This window comes from Lactobacillus acidophilus, from assembly GCF_034298135.1.
Taxonomy (GTDB): domain Bacteria; phylum Bacillota; class Bacilli; order Lactobacillales; family Lactobacillaceae; genus Lactobacillus; species Lactobacillus acidophilus.
Genome location: NZ_CP139575.1, coordinates 1,707,941 through 1,724,204 on the forward strand (window position 1 = coordinate 1,707,941; position 16,264 = coordinate 1,724,204).

16 protein-coding genes are annotated in these 16,264 nt (G+C 34.1%); 4 read left to right on the top strand and 12 right to left on the bottom strand.

From position 1 onward, the window contains the following. The first annotated feature begins 1 nt into the window (after position 1). Complete coding sequence (gene htpX / locus SO785_RS08235) at positions 2 to 898, top strand: zinc metalloprotease HtpX (RefSeq protein ID WP_011254032.1); 897 nt, start codon at positions 2 to 4, stop codon at positions 896 to 898. Between the two features lie 37 nt (positions 899 to 935). Here htpX and SO785_RS08240 read toward each other — a convergent pair whose 3' ends face one another. Beyond that, entirely contained in the window at positions 936 to 1,877 is a 942-nt protein-coding gene (locus SO785_RS08240; protein ID WP_003548611.1) for a helix-turn-helix domain-containing protein, read from the bottom strand. A gap of 145 nt (positions 1,878 to 2,022) precedes the next feature. On the opposite strand from SO785_RS08240, the gene SO785_RS08245 reads away from it, so the two are divergent. From SO785_RS08245 to pepI, 3 genes are read left to right on the top strand one after another with little or no spacing between them, the layout of a single operon-like run. Further along, complete coding sequence (locus SO785_RS08245) at positions 2,023 to 3,372, top strand: ATP-binding cassette domain-containing protein (protein WP_003548609.1); 1,350 nt, start codon at positions 2,023 to 2,025, stop codon at positions 3,370 to 3,372. A 2-nt stretch (positions 3,373 to 3,374) separates the two neighbouring features. Continuing rightward, positions 3,375 to 4,028, top strand: coding sequence for an energy-coupling factor transporter transmembrane component T family protein (locus tag SO785_RS08250; RefSeq protein WP_003548607.1), 654 nt, complete (start codon positions 3,375 to 3,377; stop codon positions 4,026 to 4,028). A gap of 8 nt (positions 4,029 to 4,036) precedes the next feature. After that, positions 4,037 to 4,918: a proline iminopeptidase gene (pepI, locus tag SO785_RS08255; protein ID WP_003548604.1), complete on the top strand. Its 882-nt coding sequence runs from the start codon at positions 4,037 to 4,039 to the stop codon at positions 4,916 to 4,918. A 46-nt stretch (positions 4,919 to 4,964) separates the two neighbouring features. Here pepI and SO785_RS08260 read toward each other — a convergent pair whose 3' ends face one another. From SO785_RS08260 to walK, 11 genes are all read right to left on the bottom strand, one after another. Next, on the bottom strand, positions 4,965 to 5,654 hold the full coding sequence (locus SO785_RS08260; protein ID WP_003548602.1) for a hypothetical protein: 690 nt from the start codon (positions 5,652 to 5,654) through the stop codon (positions 4,965 to 4,967). Positions 5,655 to 5,719: 65 nt separating this feature from the next. After that, positions 5,720 to 5,875, bottom strand: coding sequence for a hypothetical protein (locus tag SO785_RS08265; RefSeq protein ID WP_015613277.1), 156 nt, complete (start codon positions 5,873 to 5,875; stop codon positions 5,720 to 5,722). Positions 5,876 to 6,289: 414 nt separating this feature from the next. Further along, complete coding sequence (locus SO785_RS08270) at positions 6,290 to 7,747, bottom strand: CPBP family intramembrane glutamic endopeptidase (protein WP_003548597.1); 1,458 nt, start codon at positions 7,745 to 7,747, stop codon at positions 6,290 to 6,292. Between the two features lie 42 nt (positions 7,748 to 7,789). Further along, positions 7,790 to 8,065 carry a hypothetical protein gene (locus SO785_RS08275; RefSeq protein WP_011254031.1) on the bottom strand — a complete coding sequence of 92 codons (276 nt, stop codon included), beginning with the start codon at positions 8,063 to 8,065 and terminating at the stop codon, positions 7,790 to 7,792. A 181-nt stretch (positions 8,066 to 8,246) separates the two neighbouring features. Further along, positions 8,247 to 9,062 carry a helix-turn-helix domain-containing protein gene (locus SO785_RS08280; protein WP_003548592.1) on the bottom strand — a complete coding sequence of 272 codons (816 nt, stop codon included), beginning with the start codon at positions 9,060 to 9,062 and terminating at the stop codon, positions 8,247 to 8,249. A gap of 51 nt (positions 9,063 to 9,113) precedes the next feature. After that, complete coding sequence (gene rlmH, locus SO785_RS08285; protein ID WP_003548590.1) at positions 9,114 to 9,593, bottom strand: 23S rRNA (pseudouridine(1915)-N(3))-methyltransferase RlmH; 480 nt, start codon at positions 9,591 to 9,593, stop codon at positions 9,114 to 9,116. A 470-nt stretch (positions 9,594 to 10,063) separates the two neighbouring features. Continuing rightward, positions 10,064 to 11,302 (bottom strand): S1C family serine protease, encoded by a 1,239-nt coding sequence (locus SO785_RS08290; protein ID WP_015613276.1) that lies wholly within the window; start codon positions 11,300 to 11,302, stop codon positions 10,064 to 10,066. A gap of 78 nt (positions 11,303 to 11,380) precedes the next feature. Further along, positions 11,381 to 12,178 (bottom strand): MBL fold metallo-hydrolase, encoded by a 798-nt coding sequence (locus SO785_RS08295; protein ID WP_011254029.1) that lies wholly within the window; start codon positions 12,176 to 12,178, stop codon positions 11,381 to 11,383. Between the two features lie 8 nt (positions 12,179 to 12,186). Continuing rightward, positions 12,187 to 13,011 (bottom strand): two-component system regulatory protein YycI, encoded by an 825-nt coding sequence (locus tag SO785_RS08300; protein WP_003548584.1) that lies wholly within the window; start codon positions 13,009 to 13,011, stop codon positions 12,187 to 12,189. Beyond that, complete coding sequence (locus tag SO785_RS08305) at positions 13,012 to 14,361, bottom strand: YycH family regulatory protein (RefSeq protein WP_003548582.1); 1,350 nt, start codon at positions 14,359 to 14,361, stop codon at positions 13,012 to 13,014. Beyond that, a complete protein-coding gene (walK, locus tag SO785_RS08310) occupies positions 14,351 to 16,207 on the bottom strand; it encodes a cell wall metabolism sensor histidine kinase WalK (protein WP_035654217.1) in 1,857 nt (618 codons plus the stop codon). The genes SO785_RS08305 and walK overlap by 11 nt, the downstream gene beginning before the upstream one ends. Positions 16,208 to 16,264 lie beyond the last annotated feature (57 nt).

Here is a 16,264-nt window from a genome sequence, read left to right on the forward strand (position 1 = left end):
TATGTTGTACCAACAAATTGCCCGTAACAAGCGTAAAACTGCGCTAATTATGGTTCTTTTTGTGGTAATCTTGACCTTAGTTGGTGCTGGACTGGGCTATCTTTTTAGCAATAGTCCATGGACGGGAATAATCATTGCATTAGCTGGTAGCTTAATCTATCTATTAATTATGTGGCAAAACCCAGCTAACATGATTATGAGTCTCAATCATGCTCAGGAAATTCAAGAAGCTGATAACCCTGAGTTGTGGCATATTGTAGAAGATATGGCAATGGTAGCTCGTGTACCAATGCCACGCGTTTTTATTATTCCTGATCCTAGCCCGAATGCTTTTGCAACGGGGCGTGATCCTGAACACAGCGCTGTTGCCGTAACGCAAGGAATTCTTGAATTAATGAATCGAGAAGAGCTTGAAGGCGTTCTGGGTCATGAATTATCACACGTACGTAATTACGATATTTTATTATCAACAATCGGTGTAGTTTTGGTGGGTGTTATTTCCTTTATTTCTGGAATAGCTTCTCGCTATATTTGGTTTTTCGGTGGTAATCGTCGAGACGATGAAGATCGAGACACCAATGCATTTGAAATAATTTTTAAAGTCATCGCTATTGTCTTTGTATTAATTTTAGGTCCTATTTCTGCATCCCTCGCACAAATGGCCCTATCACGTAATCGAGAATATTTAGCTGATGCTTCTTCTGTTGAATTAACCCGTAATCCACAAGGCTTAATCTCCGCATTAAGAAAGATTGAAGGCAGTCAGCCTATGCGTCAAGCAGATCGTAGTAGTGCCGGGTTATATATTGAGAACCCATTTCACAATCACGGTCTATCTCACTTATTTGACACACATCCACCGACAGAAGATAGAATCAAACGATTAGAACACATGTAAAAAATAAGAATCTGGATTGTTCCAGATTCTTATTTTTTTATCTCAAATTGATATTTGCTTGTCTGAATAATTCTTTGCGCATTGCTGCAGGAGTCATATTGTAATATTGGTTAAACTTTTTATAAAAGAACGACTTACTCGAATAACCTACTCGGCTAATAATTTCTTTTAATGAAATATCAGGTTGTGCTAATAATTCGCGTGCTTCTTGCATTCTTCTTTCACCAACATGATCTACAAAGCTTTTACCAGTCTTTGCCTTCACCATATTAGAGAAATAATTTGGATTAAAACCAAAATATTTTGCAGCATCAGCCAGTGAGATATCCGCGAAGTGATTATCAATATAATTATCCAAAGACTTCTTTTCAAATTTAGTCTTATCTAGATTAGTTGGCGTTGCCATTCTCTGTGTTCTAATTGAAATAATTAACATTGCAGTTAATTCAGCTTGAATCAACGCCTTCGCAAATAATTCGTCGTCTAAATAGCCTCCAATAATGTGTTGCATTACCTGAGAAGCACTAGTAATTTGATTATTTTTTAACCACAAAACATGTTCATTTTCAAGACTATCCGAAATTTGTTCAATTATCTTATTTTCACGATTTCCTTTATAGCTAAAATCATTAAAATATTTACGATATTCAAAACCAGGAGCAAATTTCAACTTAGCTAGTACCGTATCATCATTTTGTCCGGATACTTCATACTTACATCCTTCGGTAAGTAAGAGAACATTTCCAGTTCTCATATTGATAACTTTTTCAGCGCTCTTAATTGTCACAGTACCTTTTGCAACATACAGTATTGTAGAAACATCCATCCGATAACGATGAATTCCTGTATTATGATTTTCAAGGTAGATAGTAAATAGATCAAAATCTGGATTTCCGGCTTCTAGCTTGATTTCATTCTTATCTGATGCACTAGATTTCAATACGCTAGCCAGATATTGATCCAAAGCAACAGCTGCCATATGTCCACCTTCCTAAAATTAAATCAATTATAATAGTTTTATAAGTATATTATAAAACAAAACAATAACTATTATTGTATAAAACGGCTTATTCGTATTGAAAAAACTTATAGACAGCATTATCAGGAGTTTATAAAATCAACTTATGACAATAACAATTAATACACTTACTTTTTCTTATGAAAAAGATCCCATTATTTATCAGCTTAATACTGAAATTCCAGCTGGATTTTCACTTTTAATCGGACCAACAGGATGCGGCAAGTCTACTCTGTTAAAAATCATTGCTGGCCTCTATCCCAAATATGCAGGAAAAATGACAGGATCCATAAACTTACACCAGCAAAAGGCTGCAATGATGTTTCAAAACGCAGCAGAACAGTTCACCATGGCTACCCCACGTGAAGAAATTATCTTTGCCCTGGAGAATTTGCAAACTACTCCTGATCAGTTTCAAGTTAAGTTAAATAAGGCAGTAGAGTTCACTCAAATTGCTGACTTATTAGATCAAAAGATCAATACAATGTCTGGCGGACAGCAGCAACGAGTTGCCTTAGCAGTACTACTTGCAATGGATGTCGATGTTCTTTTATTAGATGAGCCTTTTGCCAGCTGCGATCCTGAAACGCGCAGTTTTTTAATTGATAAACTAGCACTACTTGCTAAATCTGGTAAAACAATTATTTTGAGTGATCACGTATTGAAAGGGTATGATAGTGTCTGTGACTATGTCTTTAAATTTGAAAATAAAATAATCAAAGAATTATCTGTTAGTGAAAAAGAAAAATTATTTACAGAAAATAAAAAAGTACACGATCAGCACTATTCTTTTTCATTACCTCAGGGCGAGCCTGTTTTTAAATTGAAAAATACACAAATTTTTCAAAATAGACGTTTACTTAATCAAACAGAACTTTTTATTTATCCAAAAGCCACTCTAATTACTGGACCAAACGGCGTGGGGAAAACCTCTTTGTTCAAGGCAATGACGCAAATGATTCCTTATAGTGGCAGCTTCACATATTATGATCAAGAAATCGCCAAACTGCGACCTAGAAAATATCTGATGCATGTTGCTCAGATTTTTCAAAAAGCCAGTGATCAATTTTTAATGGTTAGCGTAAAAGATGAAATCGAGCTCAGTAAAAAAGATCGTAATAGCTTTTTTACCGATGAAAAAATTGATGGATGGTTAACTAAACTAGGACTAGCCGACCATTTAGATCAAGTCGTTTACACTCTATCAGGCGGACAGCAAAAAAAGTTACAAATCTTACTTATGCTAATGACTAAGCACAACGTTCTTTTAATCGATGAACCACTCAGTGGTCTTGATCAACAATCAATCTACCTAGTGCTAACATTAATGCGAGAAAGCCAAAAACAGCTTAATCAGACGTTTTTGATCATTAGCCATCAGATAGACACATTAGCAAAATTTTGTCCTTATCGCCTTGTTTTTGACCAACAGCAGCTTAAATATGTAGAGAGGTAAATATGAATCCAAGTTTAAAATTTATTCTAGCGTTTATTATTTCCTTGGAAATATCTTTAAAGGCAAGTTTAGTTACCAATTTAATTGTTATTGCTTTCTCTTTAACTTATTTATTGATTACTAGAATAAAAATTAAAGAGCTAATTTTACTGATAATCTTGCCTTTCATTGCTGCCTTTACAATTTTTGCGACTCTGTATTGGTTTTCACCCGAACCTGATCCATATTATGCGTGGAATTTATCAACGCGTGTTTATGTCTATATATTTACTATCGCCAGCGTAGCACGCAATACCACTGCGACAGAATTCGCCCGCTCACTTGAGCAAAACCTGCACTTACCCAGTAAATTTGCTTATGGCGTTTTAGCAGCGATCAATATTATTCCTAAAATGAAGATGGCAGTTAAACAAATTCGCACATCGGCGATGATGCGCGGGATGTACCTTAGTTTTTGGTCACCGGTACTTTATTTCAAGGCAATTCTGGTTGCGCTAAATTCTGCCGATAACTTAGCTCAAGGTATGGAATCACACGGCTATATTGAAAATCAAAAAAGATCTACAATAGTTAAAATTCCATTGACGACAAAAGATTGGATTGTCTTTTTTACATTATTAATTTTAGTAAATATCTCATTATTTTGTTTTAAGTAGGTAAAAAAATGGAAATCATTGAAGGAAAAATGCCTTTTATGGGCTATGAAACTCACTATCGTATTGTTGGTAGAAGAAGCGAAAAATCGCCACTAGTTTTGCTTCATGGTGGCCCTGGCTCAACTCATAATTATTTTGAAGTGTTGGACAAATTAGCCAAAATCGATGATCGCCGCATTATTATGTATGACCAATTAGGTTGCGGCAATAGTAGCATCCCCGACGATCATCCTGAACTTTACACAAAAGAAACTTGGGTGAAAGAATTAAAAACACTACGTGAACATCTAGCTTTGCGTAAAATTCATTTGTTAGGTCAAAGCTGGGGCGGGATGCTCGCTATCATTTATATGTGTGATTATCACCCAGAGGGCATTCAAAGTTTGATTTTATCAAGTACCCTTTCATCAGCTTCACTATGGTCAAAAGAATTGCACCGCATGATCAAGTACTTACCAATTGAAGAACAAGCTGCAATTCATCGTGCTGAATTAACGGACACATTTACGGAGCCTGACTATTTGAAGGCTAACGAACACTTTATGAATCAACATGCAATTGATATGAAGAAGAAATGGCCAGAATGCGTCATGCGTGAGAAAAAAGGTGGCACAGTTGCTTACGAAACTGCCTGGGGGCCTAACGAATATACGCCTGAAGGTAATTTACATGATTATGAATACACTGATCAATTGAGTAAAATAAAAGTTCCAACTCTGATTACGAGTGGAACCGATGATTTGTGTACTCCATATGTTGCTAAGACAATGCATGATCATATTGCGGGCAGTCAATGGAAACTATTCGAAAATTGTAGTCATATGTCCTTCGTGCAAAAAACTGACGAATATATTGCTATGCTTAAGAAATGGCTTGATGCCAATGACTAATGAAAAACGCCTCTGATTTCTCAGAGACGTTTTTAAATTCTTTTGATTAATATTTATGTGCAAAGCGATTATCGGGTAAATCAATGAAATATTTGTGACCACCTAAATCATTCTCAACTCGGCGATAAAGCTCAATCAAAAAATAATAAGTAAGACAATAAACTACTCCTATTACACCAAAATAAATGTAATAAGCTAATACATTACAGTTCAACAAAACCACCGCAACCATAATTAGCAAAATAATTCCTGCAGTTACTATTTGGTAGAATCTTTTCCAATTATTTAGTTGAATATGAAAAATTACTAAACAATTTTCAATTACTCTGCTACCAAAATAACAAATACTGATAAAGCAAAGGCAAGCGACAAAACATAAAAAACTTTTTACTCTCATCCAAGCAAGTAGAATGGTTGACACTAATACCAAAATAATAGCAACCCACATTATTAATTTAACAAGGTTATCTTTTCGATGAGTAAAAACTTTCTTCTGAGGATCGTATAATAATCGATCAGCTAGCCAATTATAACTATCAATGAAATAATAAAAATTGGCAATAAAGCCTAGTTCAGTTAGAAATAAAAGAAGGCCACACATTATCAATGAAAAAACAAGTACTAACATTCCTAAAATTCCAAACCAAGGGAGAATTGCACCAATTCTACGAGATCGAATGAATTTTTTTGTTTTAGTGTCTTCTGAAGACTCAGTCTGAGAAACATATTTTTCCATTATATTGCCTCTTTATTAAAATAATAAAAATGCTGATAATTTATTAATATCAGCATTTTTATAAATTAATCTTGAATTTCATGTTGTCCAACACCAGCACCTGGAAGGCGATGAATATAACGATTGGTAGAGTAAGTAGTCGCAGAAGCTTTTGAAACCGTAAGATTACTTGCTAATCCTAGTGACAACACCAAAACCAAACTAAGAATGACTTTTTTCATAATTAAGATCTCCTTCTTATAATTGTCTACTTCCAATTAATTATTACAGGTAACTCCCATAGCATTTTTTGCCTCTTTCCTATTTATTTGAGATTACAACAATTAAAGCACCATATTTCTCGAATTAATCCAACTGCAGTCTATAAACTACACTCCCCATTTTTTTATCATTACTTCATATCCATAGGTAATTATTTCTTGTTTCATTACTTTAGCTTGTTTTTTATTTCCATCAATTAAATTCTTACCCATCTTTCAAAAGAGTAAGCTTCCTCAACAGTCGACTGATTCATCTTTCTCTGCCAGCAGTTGTACAAATAGTTGTTACAAGTAATCGCTATTCTTTTAATGCTTCGCCAATTTTCATTTTTTCTCCTATTCACAAAAACGTCTCTGATTTTTCAGAGACGTTTTTTAGATTCTTTCAATTAATATTCTCGCATTATTTTGCATAACTATTTTTCGTTTTCCCCACAACATCAGAAAGACAACTAATAAGTTAACTGCCAAAACTAACGCTGCACCGATTCCTTCAACGTTGCCATAAAGCGATAAAAATCCGACGCCTCCATTACCTACCGAGTACGAGACCAAATCCAATGTAAAGTGGGACAACATTGATAGCCAGATTTGCCCACTATACAAGTACAAAACAGCTAAAAAACAACCATAGCCGAAAGTGTATAGTACTTCATAGAAAATGCTAGATACATTCGCATCTGCATCAAGAAAGTGGGTCATATGAAGCAGACCAAATTGTACAGCGCTGAAGAAAATAGCTATCTGAATTTGAAACCTGGAATTACGTGCAATATACAAGAGTAAAATCAAAATTAAATAGCGTTCAGTTTCTTCAAAAATCGCAGCACCAGCACTTCTGAGTACCGTCCATTGAGTTGGAGCTAAAATACTCAAATCCCAATTAAAGAATAATTGCTCTGGCACAGTCGCGATATATACGTAAGTATTAAAAAATGTAAGCCATGCAGCAAAAAGCACCAGTAAAATTAAAACTAGTAATTGAAAATTTTCCTGCTTTCTGGGAAATACATTCATCCGAAACTTGAATCCCCACTGTCTTAACAAAAATGGAGTCAAAATTAGAAAAGCCATGCCAGAAACAACATTCACCTTCAGTAAATTATCAATAAAATCAACATTTACGGACAAGCTTGAGTTGATACTAGACAAAAAAACTAGGAACAAATAGATACTTGCCGCAATGCGTAAATATCCATTATGAATTTTGCCAAAAGCAACCACAGATGTCGGAAGCAAATATAGCAAAATCACCACTAGATAAATGGTAATAATCTCTAATTTTATTGCTGGTAAAAAGTGTACCAATGAAATGACTAGCCAATTCAAATAATATGTTAACAAAATCGGCAAGCAGATTATTTCTAGTACCAAATTAAACTTTTCTATGTACTGATTTTTAATGAATAATCTAGCAATAATTATATACAACAGAATAATGCCAAAGATAATTTGAATATCTAAGTTCTTGTTTTCTCTTACCAGTAAATATCCTGCTATCAAAATATTTATGATTAACTGAATATTCAGTATCATATTCCAATTCCAACTTTTTGCTTTCACACGCTTTTCCTCCTTATGAAAAAAACATGGTTTCATCAAACCATGTTCCTTAATATCTATTCTGTCTTTGCTTTCTTCGTTTTTGAACTTAATTTCAAATAATTCTCCAATCATTACCAGGAAAGTAAAGGCAATTGCAATTTTAAATTCAATGACAAAAAGTGGAAAGTAAAAAACTAAGGAAAGAAACATGCTAAAAACATAGATTGCTTCAATAATCAGCATTCTTACTTCCATTTTTCTAGCATGCAGCCATTTATTTTCTACCATATCTGATCCTACCTTTTTAGATTAAATTTGGTTAAATAAAAATTACCATCTATGCCAAACCTTCCAACCAGTATCACTATGACCAGGTACTCTACTCCAACCACCTGGTACACCTCCAGGAGCTGCTGTATGTGGTAAAGCATTTTTCATAGAAAAAATAGAATTTGCTAACTGTTCATTATTAGTTACGTTTTGAACATTAAAAGATACAGTCTCTTTTGAGTCGCTATTAGTGGCTGCTGAAGCAACAGAAGTAGTGCCTGCTACACTAATACCGAGAGTTAAAACTGCTGCACTAAATAATAAAAATTTTTTCATAAGTATTTCTCCTCATATTTTTCAATATTACAAAAATTATTGTCATTTTTTATTGAATCTTACAACTTATTCACCTAAGATCACTGGCAATTCCCATAACATTATCTTGCCCCTTCTTTCTATTCGAATTACTCACATTAAAGCACAATTTTTTAATAATAAATTAATTGTAGTCTATAAACTACATTTTCCAATTTTTTATCATTACTTCATATCCATAGGTAATTATTTCTTGTTTCATTACTTTAGCTTGTTTTTTATTTCCATCAATTAAATTCTTACCCATTTTTCCTAAAAGTTTATAAATCAATAAATGTGGCTCTTTTAATCCCATCATAAAAGAGTAAGCTTCCTCAACAGTTGGCGAATTCATCTTTCTCTGCCAGCAGCTGTACAGATAGTTGTTACAAGTAATCGCTACCCTTTCATCATATTTTTCCGACTTATTTTCTACATTCTTCGCCCTCACTAACAACATATGCATAAAATACGTTAGTTGCTCATCAGAAAAGACAGGCATTGCATTTGTGAACAATCTAATCGCATTTACATTGCTACTAAGTTCGTCATTTTTATCCAATTCATCGTAAATTTTATCCACAATTTCATGTGGTAATTCTTCAATTTTATCTTCTAAGTACGCTATTCCAACAATTACACGTAGTTTGAGAATAGGATCATCTAACTTAGATACTTGCTTTAAACAATCTCGCATTGTCGCAATATCATGATTATTAAAAGCAATTCGAATTTCTTCTTCCAAGTACGCTTTTTTAGTTGTTTCGCTTGGAGCATATGTATCTTTTATTTTATCGAAAAACTCATCAATATTGATTTCACGGGCAAATAAGATTCTTACCAGCGCCTCAGATCCAATGTTGCGATTTTCTTGTTCTACTCGTGAATAAAAGGTAGGATCAATTATTCCTTCCGCCATCTTTCTAATTGATAACCCTAATTTAAGTCGCTCTTCTTTTAATGCTTCGCCAATTTTCATTTTTTCTCCTATTCACAAAAACGCCTCTGATTTCTCAGAGACGCTTTTTTACTACTTATGATATGGACTACCCGAATTAATCATGAACGCCCGATAGATCTGCTCAATCAACACTACACGCATCAATTGGTGTGGCATAGTCAATTTACCAAAGCTGATCAAGTCATCTGCACGTTTATTAACTGCATCGCTTGTTCCCAGACTTCCTCCGATGACAAAAGTAATGTCGGAATGTCCATAAGTACCCAAATCTTGAATTTCTTTTGCAAATTCTTCGCTACTTCTTTGCTTTCCTTTAATCGCAGTTACGTAGACATATTCTTTATCTTTAATCTTACTCAGGATTCGTTGTCCCTCAATCTCTTTTACCTTTTCATCTTCAGCTTCACTAAACTTCTCAGGTGCTTTTTCATCAGGTACTTGAACGATTGTAACTTTAGCAAAACGGCTTAAACGCTTTTGATATTCCGCAATCGCATCTTTAAAATATTTTTCTTTTAATTTTCCAACACAAACAATTTTTATATTCATAATGGTCTATTTTAACATTGTTTCCCAAAAATTCTATATTGTTTTTCCACAATCTCTCAAGAGTCAATCTATATTTTGTGGTATTTATATTTATTCCCTACCACAAATTGTATTTATACTTTTTTGAAAATTTTTTTGTATTTCTTTTATATTTTGACTATTTGTGAAAGCGATTTTTCACAAACTTTCACTATTCATCCTTGATATACCTGCTTGAACATTTGTTTTAGCAAACAATTTTCACAAAATACCGGTGATTTTTTACAATAATATCATTTAATAGAATATATCTATAATCCTTAAGTTATACACAATCCACAGAGTTATCCACAGGATAAATGTAACCTTAATCTTATTTGACATTTTCAAAATACGAATAATCTTTTGTTACACACAGCAATTGTTAGTAAAAAAGGCTAAATTACGTTTATATTTCGTAACCTAGCCTTTTTCTTTATCTAATAAACTTATTAATTACCTTCAAGTTTTACCTTTAAGTTGACATCTCTACCATTTCTATTAATAGTTATGTTCACAGTGTCACCAACCTTGTGACTGTAAAGGATACTGTGTAATGATGCTACATCATCAACCTTCTTGCCATCTACCTTAGTAATGACATCACCGCTCTTCATGCCTGCATTTGCAGCTGAACTATTCTTATTAATTGAAGCAACATAGATACCACTCTTAAGGTTTGACTTAATCTTTAAGCGACTTCTGTATGCTTCAGGAATACCTTCAAGAGCAACTACTCTTACACCAAGTTGTGGACGAGTAATCTTACCCTTCTTAACCAATTCATTTACGATAGTTACAACTTCATTCGAAGGAATAGCAAATCCCATACCTTCTACAGAAGTACCATCACTTGATTGAGCAAGCTTCATAGAATTAATACCGATAACTTGACCAGCTGAGTTAACCAATGCACCACCTGAGTTACCTGGGTTAATGGCTGCATCTGTTTGAATAACTGTTTGCTGATTACCAGATGAAGTTGAGATAGTTCTAGCCGGTGCTGATATAATACCTTGCGTTACCGTAGAAGCATATTCACTACCAAGTGGTGAACCTACAGCAATTACAGTTTGACCAGCTTGAAGACTCTTAGAATCGCCAAATTCGGCTGTTTGTGTTACGTACTTAGCGTCAATTGATAAAACAGCTAAGTCAGTAGTACTATCTTTCCCAACAACCTTTGCACTAACAGTCTTGCCATTAGCAAGTTGCACTTGAACTGCATCACTGCCTGAAATAACGTGATTATTAGTTACAATATAGCCTTTACCATTTGACTTCATATAAACTACACCGGAACCTTCACTGTAAGTCTCAAGCTTGCCGCTCTTACCTGAAGAACTATCGCTATCATCCCCAAATAAGCTGCTGTAAAGAGAGTTAGCGCTACTTGAGGATGATTGTCTCTTTAAGTTAATAACGGACACTACAGCCCCTTTTACATCATTATAAGCAGTAGTCATCGTACCACTGGTTTTAGCACTTTTTTCGGATACCTTACTACTATTTGAAGATACACTAGTTTGTGCCGTAGTAGTATCAGTAGCGTTATTCATTTGATCAGCTGCATAATATGAAACGCCACCGCCGATCAGACCACCAACTACACCTACAATAGCTGCAGTAGTGATGATCTTTGCATTACTATTTTTTCTTGGTCGTTGATTATTATTTTGATTTTCTACCATACTTAACTCTCCCCTCATATTACCTAATATCATACAGATAAAATTTGAAAATTATATGAACAAAAGGTGCTAAAACTGCTAAATTTCAATTAATTTTGTTGGGTGATTCGGCTCTGTATCAATGATTTTTAAATCACTGTTAATATTTGCCTCCCCATCAATCAGCATCTCTTTTGCCGTTTCACGAGCCAAATATTCTGTATTATTATGTTGACTGCGATGTGCCAAAAAAATATGTTTTGTTTTTGGTGTAACAACATCAACCAATGCCTGAGCTGCATCCTCATTAGACAAATGCCCCACATCTGACAAAATTCGCTGCTTTAATGACCAAGAATAAGGGCCATCTCTAAGCATCATCGTATCGTAATTGAATTCCATCATATAGGCGTCTGCATCCTCAATTGTACCCTCAACTGTCTCAGAAACATAGCCAGTATCAGTTAAAAATGCTGCTCTTTTGCCCCCACTAGTAAACACATAATACTGAGGTTCAGCTGCATCATGGCTAGTAGCAAATGCAGTAACATCTAAATCTCCAAAAGTTTTAGTTTGCCCAGGCTCAATCACATTCATTTGTTCTGCAGGTAATTTTCCGATCTTATGGGTATCAAGTAAATATTGCCACGTTCCACTGTTAGCAAATGCATCGATTTTAGGATATCGCCGCATTAAAACGCCTAAGCCTCCACTATGATCTGTATGATCATGACTCAAAAAGGCCATATCAATCTCATTAATATCTATACCAACTTCATCTAGTAATTGCTTAGTCTTTTTACCAGAAAGGCCAGCATCCATTAGGATCTTATGCTGGCCTGTCATAATTAAACTTGTATTACCAGTTGAGCCACTTGCTAAAACAGAAATTTTCAAAGTTTTCCCTACTTTTCTACGTTATAAGTACTCGACTGCAGCATTTGTGCTGTGTATGCATTAACTCTCTTTAGCGTAATATTCTTAGTAGTCTTATTTTCTACCCAAACTAACCAAGTTGGAAGCAAAATAGTACTGCCTCGAACCTCAGTTAATTTTGAATATCCCAATTTGATTCGCGTTACTCTGGAATTATTAGTTAATTCACGATCAGTATACATAGCTCGAATTGCACGCCATGCACTAATCGTTGATTGTAACTCTCTTACTGGGCTAGCTTTTCCCATATAAGTTTCAGTATAGTTGATGATTTGATTATCTTTAACTGCAATGGTCAGCTGAGCAGAATTAGCATAAATTTCACCAAAATCTGAAGTCTGTACGAAAACATAATTATCATCACTAGACATATCTGGCTCATATTTAAACTCTTTACCATATGGGACGTTTTTGGGATCATTTTTAAATTTATTCAATTGTTTCAACGCCTCATCAGGCTTTTTACTGATCAAAGTAGTCACTTTAGGTGTAGCGTATAATGCATTATCTGCCTTAGAATAACGAGCATCTACGTTAGTTAACGTGCTTACTTTACCTGAAATAAAATCTTTATTTTTAGTAGCTAAATAATAACCAGAAGATGGTGTGCTCGAAATTTTATTTGGTAGATCAATATTATCAGATTTCATTTCTGAACGAATACTAGTTACGCTTCTTGAAGAAGTATCTGCATTACTTAGGTTAACGGGTGAACGTAGAATCTCTATTCCTAAATATATATCGATTAATAAGAAAACAATAAAAAACAACCATTCAATTCGTTTATAATCCAATTATCTCACCCCTTCACTACTATTAGATTTATTAAATTTACGATAAGTAGCTAAGTCTTGCTTTTTCCATTCACTGACACTCTTCCACTCATCATAGGCTTTTACATAATAAGTTGGAATTAAGTTAATTAAACTATGATGACTAGTATCTTTTTCCATTCTGAACCCAACAACGATTCTTTGAATATCACCTTCGCTTAATCCATGAGCAGACAATTCCTCAACCACATCATCAGTCGGCTTAAGTGCTTGAGTTTGCCCATCGAATGGGATAGGAATTTGAAAGTTAATACTATTAAATGCTACATTGATTGAATCTGTTGAAAAAGTAGTTCTTATTTGTAAGTCATGCTGGTTTAAAAATACAGGAATTCCTTCAATATAGTTCAAATAGCTAACATTAGTACCATCAGCATCAAAGAAACGCAAATCTTGCTCAGTTAATCCTAGTTGATGAACATAATAAACACTATCAAGCAAACGATTCGTCGCATTTGGAATCTTATTTTTCTCAAAATGAGTATATAAGTAATTATGTTCACCTGATTTTTGGTCTGGCACTCTTAATCTAGTGTAATAGTTAAGTGAGTATATCGTTTGACCATTCTTATTTGTTTTACTAGTTACGCCAGACGTACCAAGTAGCCGTGAAACAAAATATGAATATGATTGATGGTTAACTAAGTAACTATAAACTCTCCCCTCAGTTTCTCTACTGTAAAAAGGTGAGTATCCTTCTTTTAATCGAACGAAACGAACAGGATTCTTACTTTTAGCATCTTTGGCATATTTACGCAGCTTATTAAAATTAGCACCTCGAATTTTTATACGATAAATTTCACTGGTTTGATCATTACCTAAATAAATCCAATGATTAGATTTAGAAACAAAAAATCGATTAAATTCACGATTATCACCAGTTTTATTATTCAAATGATTAAACAAAGAAAATGTGATTTCATCAGGATAAACAAGTTGAACATATTCTGGACTATTTAAATAATTTTCATATGCATCCCTTGAGTTAACAATTTTTTTAATTTTATTATCTGCCTTTGCCTTTTTTATCTCCTTAGTAAACTCAAGAGTTAAATTATTGTTAGAATCATATAATTGGCAAAGTTTACCATCAGAAAAACCATACGCTGTAGTAGGAATAAACAAATCATAAAGAGACTTGGCACTATGATTTCTCGCTTCTTGCTTAGATGTGTTGTTTTGATTCTGTCCAATATTACTAAAACGCTGATCGCTTGTCATAATGAAAATCCATAGAACTATCGAAAGAGCTATGACAAGAAAAGTTCCTAAACCTAAGAAAAATTCACCAAATTTGAATTTAAATCTCATCCCAGTCATCCTCCTCTGTCATTGGTTCATAAGGTAAGGAAATATAAAATGTCGAACCTTTACCTTCGCTACTATCAGCCCAAATACGGCCGTGGTGAGCTTCTACAATTTCTTTGGCAATTGCCAACCCTAATCCTGTACCACCTTGTGCACGTGAACGAGCCTTATCTACACGATAGAATCGATCAAAGATCTTAGCTAAGTCTTTTCTTGGAATACCCAATCCTTGGTCAGAAATACTCAAGATAACATGATTCTGATTTTGCGTTAATCTAACAGTGATTACACCACCGTCTGGCGAATACTTAATCGCATTATTCATAATATTATCGATTACCTGCATCATCTTATCAGTATCAATTTCTACCCAAAGAGCTTGATTTCCTAATTCGCGTTTAATAGTATATTTCTTTTTATGATCTTTATTTTTATCCGTTTTAACGATCATATCAAAACGATTAAGAATGTGGTTAACGAAATCGTTTAAATTAACAAATTCTAAATCCATCTTTGAAACACCACGATCCATTCTTGAAAGACTAAGTAAATCGTTAATCATGCGAATCATTCGACCTGTTTCTTGTTGCGTTACTTCCAAGAATTTTGGTGCAATTTCTGGATCCTTCCATGCCCCTTCATTTAACGCTTCAATATATGCCTGCAGACTCGTTAATGGAGTTCTAAGTTCATGAGATACATTAGAAACGAATTGGCGTTGTGAATTTTCATTCTTTTGTTGTTCCGTTACATCATGCAGAACACATACGCTACCAGAAACAAATCCTGTTACACGTTTTATTAAAGAAAAGCTAGCATGCAAAATCATTTCATCACGCGTACCTTCATCAAGAGTAATCACAATCTCTTTCTGACTTGAAATAAGATCCTGAGACGAAGTATCTTTTAATCCTAATACTTCCGCAATTGGCTTATTGATTACATCTTCTTCTTTAGCATTCAAAAAGGTAAGAGCCATATGATTTACTACACTAACATTACCATGACGATCGGTTGCTAGCACTCCGTCGCTCATATGGGAAAGTACGCTGTCTAATCTACGGCGTTCACTGTCTGATTCTTCTTGCGACCGTTCAATACGAACTGAAAGTGTATTGAATGCTTTTCCTAACTGTCCTAATTCATCGTTAGAGTAAATTTTTACCTGGCTTGAATAATCTCCGTCAGCAATATGTAACGCTTGTTTTTGCATTTCTTCAATTGGTTGCGTAATTGCACGGGAAATAACTAGTGCCAAAAATGCTCCAAGTAAAGCTGCAATTAAAGAAGCAATTAAGAAAGTAAGAGAAATTTGTCGTAAGTTATTAAAGACATCCTGCATGCTTGCTTTGACATAGATCGCCCCTACATTATTATTAGAACCATTTCCACTCGTTAGTGGAGAAATCTGAATCATATAATTTCCATGATCATCAATCACTTTATTGATCTGATGCCCCGTTGAAATTACTTGTTTGACATCCGTATTATTAATTCTTTGCCCAATCTTACTTTTATCATTTAAGTTAGATACAGCACGGATCGTGTCCTTATTATCAACTACAATAATTTCACTAATTGCATCGTTGTTATAATCATTAACAATCTGGTTTAAGCGATCATTAGCATTTTTATTATCACTAGCTAATTGATTGGCTAACTGATTACTTACAATAGTTTGAATTTGAATAGATGATTGAAAGTTTTCAATGCTAGTTTGTTCGAGCTGTCTAGTAAAATAAGCACCAATAACTTCAATAGTTGCAAGCAACATCAGCATAAATACAATTGCTAATTTAGTATTAATTGAATTAAATGTAGTGTTTAGTTTTATTCTGAGTTTTTTCATTATTTATTCAACATCTAAAAAATACAAAAAGAAAGCCACTTACTTTTCCAGTTTTGT